Below are 10,353 nucleotides of genomic sequence, written 5' to 3' on the forward strand. Positions count from 1 at the left end.
GGGCAGCCGGCTCGTTGCCTTCCAGCGCAGCCAGGGCTGCGGCTTTCGCCTCCTGCGCGTCGTCGTGCTCCGCGGTGGCTTCCTCCACGACACGTAGCTCACCCTCGAGCAGCCGGGCGGCCTGGTGCCGCTCTACCGCGGAGCGGAGGGCCAGCACGCTGGTCCGCTCGCCGTCGTGCCCGCGTTGCGCTTCCCGCAGCCGGTCAAGGGCGACGGCGCCGGCGCGTCGGGCCTGGGAACGGGAAAGGGACGCAGCGCCGTCGCTGAGTGCCTGCGCCCACTCCTGCCTGTCGCCGTGGGCCTCCCGGCACCGGGCCTCCAGGAGTTCGAGGAGCCGCTGCACCTTCAGCAGTGCCGGCCCATCCGCGACATCCGGTCGGCTTCCGGCGGCGACCTCCGGCTCACGAACGGTCCCGGCGGGCGCGGAAGCGGAAGAAGCATCATCTCGAGAGGCATCATCGGGCAGCTCAAGGGAGATGCCGTGGCGAGCCGCCTCGTCCACAGCCCCCCGCAGCGTGTGGTGCTGCTCGGCCTCCGCGGCGTCGAGCGCCGACGCAGCGGCACGTGCCTTCTCCGTCAGCAGCGTCTCGAGGTTCTCGAACCGGTCGGTCGAGAAGAGCCGCTGCAGAAGTGCTCCGCGCGATTTAGCATCGGAGTGGAGGAACGCCGCGAACTCCCCCTGCGGCAGCATCACCACCCGGGTGAACTGCTCCTTGTCCATGCCGAGCAGCGCCCGGAGCTCACCGGATGCCTCGTCGTTGCGCGTGGATTTCTGGACCCATGCCTCCCCCACCAGTTCGCTCAGCAGGGTTCTCGCCTGCTCGACGGTCGTTCCACCACCCCGCTTCGAGGGTCGGTCCCACTGCGGTGACCGCTCCACCCGGAACCGGCGGTGCCCCACGGTGAATTCGAGCTCGACCTGGGGGGCGAGTCCCGCCGGGGCATGATCACTCCGCAACCGCTTCGCCGTGTTCCGGGTGCCCGGCAGCGAGCCGTACAGCGCAAAGCAGATGGCGTCGAGCACGCTCGACTTTCCCGCACCCGTGGGCCCGTTGAGCAGGAACAGTCCCTGTGCGGCGAGCGCGTCGAAATCGACGTTCTGCTTTTCGGCGAACGGCCCGAAGGCCTGGAGGGAGAGCGAATGAAGTCTCATGGAAGGTCCCGGCCTCTCAGCGTTCCGCGCCGGAGCTCAGGGCCGCGTCGATGGTGGTGTCGATGAGCGCCCGTTCCTCGGGGGATGCCCGCCGTCCCCGCACGTGCTCGAGGAAACCGCAGCAGATGTCCGCGTCATCCGTGGCTTCGGCGATCCGCTGGCTGTAGGTCCGGGTGTCCTCGGAGGACTTCCCCTCGGGGGCGAAGACGAGGACGAGGGTTTCGGGGAACCGCTCCCGCAGCCGGTCCATGGCTCGTGGCGGGCGCTCGGGATCGGTCAGCGTCACCTGGCAGTAGGCACTCTCGGCCCAGACCAGGGTTTCATCGCCCAACAGGTGGTCGAGGTGTCCCTCCAACACGGCCAGCCGCTTGGGCGCCGGCCAGCGGACGGGGGTGATCTCCCCAAGGCCGGCGGCGGAGAATTCCACGAGCCAGGCCCCTTTCGTCTGCCGCGCTTCGGAGAAGGAATACGGCAGGGGCGAGCCCGAATACCTCACCGTCGGGGTCAGTTGCTGCTGACCATGGAGATGCCCCAGGGCGGTGTAGTCGAACCGTTCGAAGAGGCTGAGCGGCACAGCCCCCAATCCTCCGAGCGCCAGTTCCCGTTCACTGTCCGAACTGGTGCCGCCGCTCGCGAAGGTGTGTGCCATCACCAGTGAGTGGACGGCGCCCGAACTGCGCCGGCGACGAAGATCGGCGTCGATCAGCTCGAGCGCCGCCTCCGTGACTGCTGCGTGGGTGGGCTGCTCGGCGTCGAGTGGAGTGGCGACGATCCGCGGCTCGAGGTACGGCACCCCGTAGACGGCGAGCTCCGCTCCCGGACCGAGGGGCAGCAGGACCGGGCGGGCAAGATCCTCGAGGCGGGTACGCAGATGCACGCCGCCGCGCTCGAGGATGCGGCCCCCGAACCCCAGCCGGGTGGCGGAATCATGATTTCCGCTGGAGATGATGACCTGCGCTCCGGCGGCGGTCAGGCGCTCCAGCGCGTCGTCGAAGAGTTCGACGACGTCGACCCCCGGGAGGGCGCGGTCGTAGACATCACCCGCGATGAGGACGACGTCGACCTCGGATTCCCGCACCGTCTTCTCGAGGTTGTCGAGAAAGATCCGCTGCGCAGCGAGGGTCCCCGTGCCGTGGAACGACCGGCCCAGGTGCCAGTCGGAGGTGTGGAGTAACCGCATGATTCGAACCTACCTCGGAGGTCGGACAATTACGGGTGAAGCGTGCAAGGCTATCGTCCGGGCTTGTCGAACGAGGGATCGTCGCCGGCGCGCCGGGGGGAACCCGTGTCGTCGGCGGCGTTGTCGTCCTGATCGAAGAACGACCGCGATTCCGTGCCCGGTGCCGACGGCGAGGTAACGGCCGGGGATGCGGGAGCGGCCTCGGCAGGGAGGGCGTCAGCAGACGGTGTGGTCCGTTTCGGGAGCGCCTCGGCGCTCCAGTAGATCAGGCCGGCGAGGACCGCTCCCACCACGGGAGCCGCCCAGAAGAGCCACAGCTGCTCGAGGGCCCAGCCCTCGGAGAAGATGGCGACGGCCGTGGAACGCGCGGGGTTCATCGAGCCGTTGGTGATCGGCAGCAGCACGGTCAGCAGGGCGGCATAGGTCAGGCCGACGGCGAACGGCGCCACCGACCGGCTGGCGAAGCGCGCCGTCGCTCCGAGGAACACCGCGACGAGGAGCGCTGTGGCCACCACTTCAGCGAGGAACGAGCTCGCGAGAGGGAATTGCACGGCGGAGTGGTCGGCGAAGCCGTTCGCGCCGACGGTGAACAGCGTCGTCGAATCGGGCAGTTGGCCATTGGCGCTGAGGATCAGCCACAGGAGGCCTGCTGCCGCCACCGCCCCGACCACCTGCGCCACGACATAGGGAACCACCGAGCGCCACGGCGTCCTGCCCGCGATGGCCGAACCAAGCGTGAGGGCGGGGATGAAATGCCCACCGGACACGTGTCCGAATGCGATCATCGCCGCGAGCAGTCCGAACCCGAAGGCGAGGACCGGGGGAATGCCGGCGTCGGTATTCAGGGTGGTGACGCCGATGCCGGCCAGGACGACCAGGAAGGACCCGGCTCCCTCGGCCGCCGACCTCACCCCCAGCCCGTAGCTCCGCAGCGGCTGGACCGGTGCGGAGTCTGCTTGGTGGGGGCCGGCGGGGCCGGCGGCGAGGGCGTGCGGGCTTTCGTGCGACATGACGGAGATTCCCTTGGTTGGTGGCTTCGGTCGGCGGTCAGGGGCAGCTCACCGGCCCCGCTCGATTGCGGGGAGGGCTGCCTGCGCGATCCGGTTCAGCGTTCCATCCTAGATGTATCGTCCACGGATGTTAGGAACGCTCGGCGTGGTTGGGTGACAAAAAGAAGAACTCCGAGTGGGGTGCGACCTGTCGGCGAAGCGCGCGCGAAGGAACGGCGTGGGAATTCCCCCGCCCCTAGACTGGTTCGGTGGCAATCGAACCGACATATCCCGACCAGGTCCTGGGCTGCCTCCTTGGCGGAGCGCTCGGCAACGCCCTGGGTTACGCACGGCAGCAGGCGACGACGCCGGAAAGCCGCCTCGCAGTGCTGCAGCGCTCCCCCGAGTCGACCGCTGGACTTCCGTTCGCCGAGGACACCCAGCTCACGCTGTACACCGTGGACGGACTGGTGGACGCGCTGGAGTGGGCCAACGACGGCGTCGCCGCCGACGAGACAGCGTGCCTCTGGCTGGCCTATCTCCGATGGCTCGCCACCCAGGGCGAGGTCCCCGCACCGATCGCGCCGTCGCCGCCTCCCCGTCCGATCGACCGCCATGCCGTACTGCACGCACGCCGTAATCCGGGGAGCACCTCGATCAGCGGCTTGCGGACCGGCGAGATGGGTACACGGCACCGCCCGGTCAACCAATCCGCCCAGGACGCCGGAGCGATGTCGCGCTCCGCACCCTTCGGACTGGTACCCCGCATTCCCCTCGGCATGGTGGACAAACTGACGCGTGACGCCGCCGCCCTCACCCACGGGCACAGTGCGGCGAGGACTGCGGCAGTGGTTTTCGCAACCCTGATCCACCGAATCGTCGTGGAGTTCAGTCCACTGTCCGACGCCGTCGATCGTGCTGTTGAGCAGGCAGGTGCGGCTGGGGACCAGGACCTCGCCGCAGCACTCACCCGTGCTCGGGAGCTGGCTGGGGATCCGGTTGCGAATCCAGGCGCAGTCAACGCACCCGCTGCGCCGGACATCGCCGTCGAACTTGGTTCCGGCTACACCGCGACCGGGGCGCTCGCCCTGGCTGTCTACGCGGTGCTGGCCGCTGTTCCCGACGAGGGCGCAGGGACGGCTCCCGGTGGGGTCCCCGGTCCTGTCGGCGCCCGCGACCACGCCCGGGCTGCGCTGCAGTTGGCTGCGGACATCGGGAGCAACCCGACCACCACCGGGTCGCTGGTCGGGAACCTGATCGGCGCGCTCTACGGAATCGAAGCGTTCCCCGGCGAATGGCTGGACCGGGTTGAGGGAGCCGGCGTGGTGCGGGAAACGGCGTCCGCGCTGATCGGTGCCATTGCAGGGGAGAAATCCCGGCTCTGATCCTCAGCTGATTCCCGCATCCGGCACGTCTGCTGCTCGGGGCCGTCTCTCCGATCCTCCAGGGAAAACCGTCCCGCAGGAAATGTCAGGGGTGGGTGAAAGTGTAGTGGTATGGCAGGTCGAGGTGGAGAGCCGAGTATGGAGGATGCAGGTGCCTCTGCGACGGTCAAGCCCGGTCTCAGTGGACTTATCGGTCTTTTGTCCGTCGAGTTGCTCGATGGCCCTGGATTGACGGACGCTCTTGCGAAACTCGGCACCCTGATCGCGTGGGCGCAGGCTGGCCAGGCGGAGGTCATGCACCTGCTGGAGGAGCGCTTCCAGGACGAGATGCGCCACAACGGTCTGGCGGCAAAGGCCGAAGCGCGCGGCCGGCAGGGTTCCGTTCCAGGCAGTCCACCGGCAGGTGACCCAGCGGCAGGTAATCCTGGGGCAACTGCGACGGCGGCGTGCGCAGCGGGTAATCCAGCGGCAGCTACCCCGACGGCGGCGTGCGCAGCGGGTGGGGGTGCGTCGATGCCACGGGCCTGTGATGCGACCTATCTGCGCCGGTTGAGGCGGGCCGATGAGGAGTTGGCGGCGAGCCTGACGGCGACGGAGATCGCCTGCGCCCTGTCGTTGTCGGAGCGCACCGCAGTGGCCCTGCTGCGGACAAGCCACGCCCTGTGTACAGATTTCCCCGACACGCTGTTGGCTCTGCGTCGAGGCGTCATCACGTACCACCATGCTGTGGAGATCGTCGAGCAGTCCGACGGCGTTCCGTCGTCGGCACGGAAGGACTACGAGCACTGTCTGCTGGCGGCAGCTCCCGGACGGACCCGTGCCCAACTGGCCCGTGTCGCACGGCGGGAGCGGGAGCGCCACCATCCCGAGGCGATCAAGGGGCGCCAGGTCAAAGCCGCCGCCGACCGGCGCGTTGAACTCATCCCCGACAAGGACGGAATGTGTTGGCTCTCGGCCTACCTGTGCGCTGAAACGGCTTCCGGGGTATTCGGGATGGTGACGGCTCTGGCGAAATCAGTACAGGGCCCCGATGAGGCCCGCACCCTCACCCAGTTGCGGGCCGACATCCTGACGGACCTGCTCACTGGCCCGGTGACCCGCCCCCGCCCCGGCCCGGATACCGAGAACCAGGTTCGTTCCACGGCCACCGCCGGCGGAAGCAACGCCGGAACCGGCGGCGGTAGCGGCAGCGGAACCGGCGGCAGCAGCGGCTGGTCGGAGCTGGCCGGTCGCGGCCCCGTCGGTGCCGAGGTGCTGGTCACGATGGACGTGCACACACTTTTAGGGCTCACCGAGAACCCGGCACAGTTGGAGGGCTACGGACCCATCAGCCCTACGTCGGCACGGGAACTGGCCGCGATCAGCAAGCACTTCACGCCCCTGCTGGTAGGCGGCGAGGATAATGCGCTAAGCATGGGACGCAAGGCACGGCTGCCATCGACGCTGCTGAGACGCTGGCTTCGATTCCAGGACGAAACGTGCAGATTCCCCGGATGCAGCCGTGGGGCAGCACACTGCGAGGTGGACCACAGTGTGCCCTGGTCCCAGGGCGGCACCACGGACCACGGGAACCTCGCCCATCTATGCGCCAAACACCACAGATTCAAATCAATCACCTCATGGAACCTCACGAGCAACACAGCAGGCGTCCTCTCCTGGACCTCACCGACCTACCGCACCTACACCACCACGCCCGCCAATTCGCTGACAAGCCCCTCAACGGCAGCCTCGATGCGAGACCCGATAGACGCGTCACGGAAGCACCTGCGCCCAGATCCAGTGCAGGACCCAGCGGAAGCGCTCGCTGCTGACCCGGCACCGTTCTAGGTGTACTGCCCGGGGACGTTGGTTGATGTGTGATGACGCGTTGTAAGTTCTGGACGCGAGGAGGACCTCCGGTCGAAAGTGGAGCTGTCTAGGTCCCGTTATCGACCAGGAGGTCCTCGTGTCTCACGCTAATGCTGCTCTTGCTCCGATTCAACGACTGCGGATCGGGCGGCTGATCGTTGACGATGGGTGGCCGGTCGCGCACGCCGCTGTGTTCTTCCACATGTCCTGGCCGACCGCGAAGAGATGGCCAACAGGGTCAGGGACCCACCGGGGCGAAAGCCCCGACGAGCCCGAACAGGTCCTTCGGATCGTCGGGGCTGGCGACCAGGTCGATGTCCTCTCCGAAGTTCGTTCCCTCCACCGCATCGCGGACAAAGCGCATTGCCGAGAAATCCTCAATGGCAAAGCCGACGGAGTCGAAGACGGTGACCTGCTCCTCCGAGGCCCGCCCGGGCGCCGTACCGTCCAGGACCTGCCAGAACTCGGTGACGGGGAAGTCCGCAGGCATCTGCTGGATCTCGCCTTCGATCCGGGTCTGCTCGGGAAACTCCACGAAAACTGCGCTCCGCTCGAGGATCGCCGGATCCAGCTCGGTCTTTCCGGGGCAGTCCCCGCCGATCGCATTGATGTGCATGCCGGGCTCCACCATTTCTGCGGTGAGGATGGTGGCGTTGGCCTTGTCCGCCGTGCACGTGGTGACGACATCCGCTCCCCGGACGGCATCGGCTGCCGAGGTTGCCACGGTGATGTCGAAACCGAGCGGCCCCAGATTCCGGACCAGTTTTTCCATCGCCGCAGCATCGGTGTCCCACACCGTCAGCCGCTCGATGCCCAGGGCGCTCCGGAACGCCAGCGCCTGGAACTCCGCCTGACTGCCGGCCCCGATCATCGCCATCCGGCTCGAACCCACCCGCGCCAGCTTCTTTCCGACCATGGCGGACGTCGCCGCCGTCCGAAACGCGGTCAGGACAGTCATTTCGGTCAGGAACGTGGGATACCCATTGGAGACGTCGGCGAGCATGCCGAAAGCAGTCACCGTTTGGAAGCCGCGCTGGGGATTCGAGGGGTGCCCGTTGACGTACTTGAAACCGTACGTTTCGGAGTCGCTGGTCGGCATGAGCTCGATGACGCCGAAGGGTGTGTGGCTCGCGACCCGGGAGGACTTGTCGAAATACTCCCAGCGGCGGAAATCGGCCTCAAGATACGGGATCATCCCTGCAATTATTCTCTCCGGCCCAACACTGGCCGTCCAGCGCACCATGTTGGCAACATCGACAAAACGCGTCATTCGCGACTCCCTATCCTTAGGCAATCAAGGCTAGTTTGCGGCATTCTGCTAGGACAATAACCGAATCGCCCGTTTTTCGCCCATACAATATGCATACTGTTGCACCGGAAGATACATTGTGCTCATGTTTACTCTCGATGATCTCGATCGCCGCCTGTTGTCAGCCCTGCGCAAGGACGGACGGGCGCCGGTGGCAAGCCTCGCACGGAGCCTGGGTGTGGCCAGGGCAACGGTCAACAGCCGCCTGGAACGGCTGATCGCCACCGGGACGATCGTGGGCTTCTCGGTACGGGTCCGCGATGAACTGGATCCGCTGGCCATACGCGCCGTGTCCCTTCTTGCAGTGGAGGGCCGGGCCACCAGCACGGTGATCGGGCAACTCCGAGGGCTGCCCGAGATCACAGCCCTCCATTCAACCAACGGCGGGTGGGACCTGGTGGCTGAATTGCAGACGGAAAGCCTCGCCGCATTCGATCAGTTACTCGGGCGGATCCGGTCGATCGACGGGGTCATCAACAGCGAGACGAGCCTGCTGCTCAGCTCGGTCCTGCGGTAACGCGGGCCCCAGCAGGAATCACCGTGGCGCCGGCTGCCTAGGGGCTGGTCGCCGGCCATGTTCCGCCGGTCATCTGGAGGAACTCCGCCTCGGAGAGCACCTCGATGCGCTGCCCGCGCTCATGCAGGTCGAGCACGCGCCGCGCCTTGCCGGTGATGCGGCCGTTCCGCAGGTCAGCAGCGACGAAGCCGTCCCCGACCACCAGGACCGTGGTTTTCCGCGTGACTGCGCTTGCCGGCTGCGCACCGAGCCGGGCAGCCCGCACCTTCGCCTGCGGGCGGGGCAGGCCGAGGGTTCCCGTGAAGACGACGGTCTCCCCATACAGCGGATGAGTCGGGTCCGCCTGGGCATTGGCTGCCGGATTGGGTCCCTCCTCCGGCCAGCCGGCCCACGCCGTCGCCGTCCCCTTCCCGAGCGCCGTCCGGGTGGCCTTCGAGAGATCGTGGACGCCCGGCTCATAGGCTTCGGCACGGTACAGGGGAAGCTGGTGCGACGCCACGAGCGCTTCCACCGTGTCCACGGCGTTCAGCCGCGCCATGTCGATGAGGATCCCGGCGCAGGCACGCGCGTCCTCCACTGCGTCGTGGTGGTTGAGCAGGGGAACGCCCGCCGCTTCGGCGACGAAGGGAAGCGAGTAGGACGCCAGGGAGTAGTTCCGCCGGGACAGCAGCACGGTGCATGCGTAGTCCCACCCGGGCCCGGCCAGGTCGGAAACCTCCAGGGCCGAACGAAGTACGCCGAGATCGAACGCCGCGTTGTGGGCCACCAGGATGTCATTGCCGATGAAACCGCCGATCTCGGCGAAGAGATCACCGAACCGCGGCTCCCGGGCCACCCGGTCGGCGGTGATGCCGTGGATGGCCATGTTGCGCGGATCGAAGTGGTCGTGGCCGGCGGGCGGCCTCATCAGCCAGGAGGCTTCCTCCACCACGCGCCCCGCCCGCACCTTGGTCAACCCGACGGCGCAGGGTGAACCCCGAAACCCGTTGGCCGTCTCGAAGTCGATGGCCGTGAACTCAATTCCCACCCGACAAGTTTAGCCGCTGCAGCGGCTCCTACTCGGCCTTCGGGCTCCGGCGGTACTTGCGCACCTTGGTCACCACGAAATAGACGGCCACCAGCACCACGGCGATGATGACGATCCGCTGGAAGATGCCGGCATACTCCTCGACGATGTGCCAGTTCTCCCCCAGGTAGAACCCCGCGAGCACGAAGATCGAATTCCAGATCAGGCTGCCCGCCGTGGTGAGGACCAGGAACACGGTCAGGGGCATCCGCTCGATGCCGGCCGGTATGGAGATCAGGCTCCGGAACAGCGGAATCATGCGCCCGAAGAACACGGCACTGTACCCGTGCCGGTTGAACCACGCCTCGACCTTGTCGATGTCCTCGACGTCGATCAGGGGCACCTTGCCGACGATGGCGCGCATCCGTCGTCGTCCAAGCGCGGCCCCCAGGGCGTACAGCGCCAGGGCGCCGACCACCGAGCCGAGTGTCGTCCAGAAAATCGCCTCGAACAGCGTGAAGTTTCCCTGGCTCGCCGTGAAGCCGGCCAGCGGGAGGATGACTTCGCTGGGCAGCGGCGGGAAGAGGTTCTCCAGGGCGATCGCCAGGCCGGCACCGGGTGCGCCGATGGTCTCCATCATGGTGACCGCCCAGTCGGCGACACCGCCGAGCGCGGATCCGTCGGAAGAGGACATGAGTGCCGGGCGCAGAAGTGTAGTCATAACCCGTCAAGTCTGCCCTATGCATCCGGGCATCTCCCAAATGGGCCTACTTCCCCTCAGGCGGGTTCCTGCTCCTGCAGGGCGCGGACGAGGGAGGGCAGCAGCGCACGGAAGGCAAGGCCCCGGTGGCTGATCGCGTTCTTCTCGGCGCCGCTCAGTTCGGCGCACGTGCGGTCCATGCCGGAGGGCACCAGCACCGGGTCATAGCCGAAGCCCCCCGAGCCCCGAGGCGCGGCGAGCAGTGT

At 67.4% G+C, this 10,353-nt stretch carries 10 protein-coding genes and 1 pseudogene; 4 read left to right on the forward strand and 7 right to left on the reverse strand.

The genetic code is table 11. The features are described 5' to 3' along the window. The 3 genes from Y705_RS19095 to Y705_RS19100 form a co-directional block, all read right to left on the reverse strand. A partial coding sequence (locus tag Y705_RS19095) for an AAA family ATPase (protein WP_155850029.1) occupies nucleotides 1-1,153 on the reverse strand: 1,153 nt, incomplete at its 3' end. 16 nt (nucleotides 1,154-1,169) lie between these two features. Then, nucleotides 1,170-2,333: an exonuclease SbcCD subunit D gene (locus tag Y705_RS0110365; RefSeq protein ID WP_026532798.1), complete on the reverse strand. Its 1,164-nt coding sequence runs from the start codon at nucleotides 2,331-2,333 to the stop codon at nucleotides 1,170-1,172. A 50-nt stretch (nucleotides 2,334-2,383) separates the two neighbouring features. Next, on the reverse strand, nucleotides 2,384-3,343 hold the full coding sequence (locus tag Y705_RS19100; protein ID WP_049822591.1) for an aquaporin: 960 nt from the start codon (nucleotides 3,341-3,343) through the stop codon (nucleotides 2,384-2,386). A gap of 248 nt (nucleotides 3,344-3,591) precedes the next feature. On the opposite strand from Y705_RS19100, the gene Y705_RS0110375 reads away from it, so the two are divergent. The 3 genes and pseudogenes from Y705_RS0110375 to Y705_RS23190 all read left to right on the forward strand — a co-directional run. Further along, complete coding sequence (locus tag Y705_RS0110375; protein ID WP_026532799.1) at nucleotides 3,592-4,707, forward strand: ADP-ribosylglycohydrolase family protein; 1,116 nt, start codon at nucleotides 3,592-3,594, stop codon at nucleotides 4,705-4,707. Between the two features lie 138 nt (nucleotides 4,708-4,845). Further along, a complete protein-coding gene (locus Y705_RS19105; RefSeq protein ID WP_049822592.1) occupies nucleotides 4,846-6,534 on the forward strand; it encodes an HNH endonuclease signature motif containing protein in 1,689 nt (562 codons plus the stop codon). Nucleotides 6,535-6,652: 118 nt separating this feature from the next. Then, a pseudogene (locus Y705_RS23190) lies at nucleotides 6,653-6,784 on the forward strand (IS481 family transposase); the annotation flags it as partial. Nucleotides 6,785-6,793: 9 nt separating this feature from the next. Here Y705_RS23190 and Y705_RS0110385 read toward each other — a convergent pair. Further along, entirely contained in the window at nucleotides 6,794-7,825 is a 1,032-nt protein-coding gene (locus Y705_RS0110385; RefSeq protein ID WP_026532800.1) for an ornithine cyclodeaminase, read from the reverse strand. Nucleotides 7,826-7,949: 124 nt separating this feature from the next. Between Y705_RS0110385 and Y705_RS0110390 the strand changes: the two genes are divergently transcribed. Beyond that, a complete protein-coding gene (locus Y705_RS0110390) occupies nucleotides 7,950-8,381 on the forward strand; it encodes an Lrp/AsnC family transcriptional regulator (RefSeq protein ID WP_026532801.1) in 432 nt (143 codons plus the stop codon). Nucleotides 8,382-8,418: 37 nt separating this feature from the next. Here the strand turns inward: Y705_RS0110390 and Y705_RS0110395 are convergent, their stop codons facing one another. From Y705_RS0110395 to Y705_RS19110, 3 genes are all read right to left on the reverse strand, one after another. Next, nucleotides 8,419-9,408, reverse strand: a complete 990-nt coding sequence (locus Y705_RS0110395; protein WP_026532802.1) for an exonuclease domain-containing protein — start codon at nucleotides 9,406-9,408, stop codon at nucleotides 8,419-8,421. A gap of 28 nt (nucleotides 9,409-9,436) precedes the next feature. Next, nucleotides 9,437-10,108: a DedA family protein gene (locus tag Y705_RS0110400; RefSeq protein ID WP_026532803.1), complete on the reverse strand. Its 672-nt coding sequence runs from the start codon at nucleotides 10,106-10,108 to the stop codon at nucleotides 9,437-9,439. A 56-nt stretch (nucleotides 10,109-10,164) separates the two neighbouring features. After that, on the reverse strand, nucleotides 10,165-10,353 hold a 189-nt coding region (locus Y705_RS19110), incomplete at its 5' end, for a non-canonical purine NTP pyrophosphatase (RefSeq protein ID WP_275450806.1).

Source organism: Arthrobacter sp. H41 (genome assembly GCF_000520535.1).
In the GTDB taxonomy this organism is placed as follows: Bacteria; Actinomycetota; Actinomycetes; order Actinomycetales; family Micrococcaceae; genus Arthrobacter_D.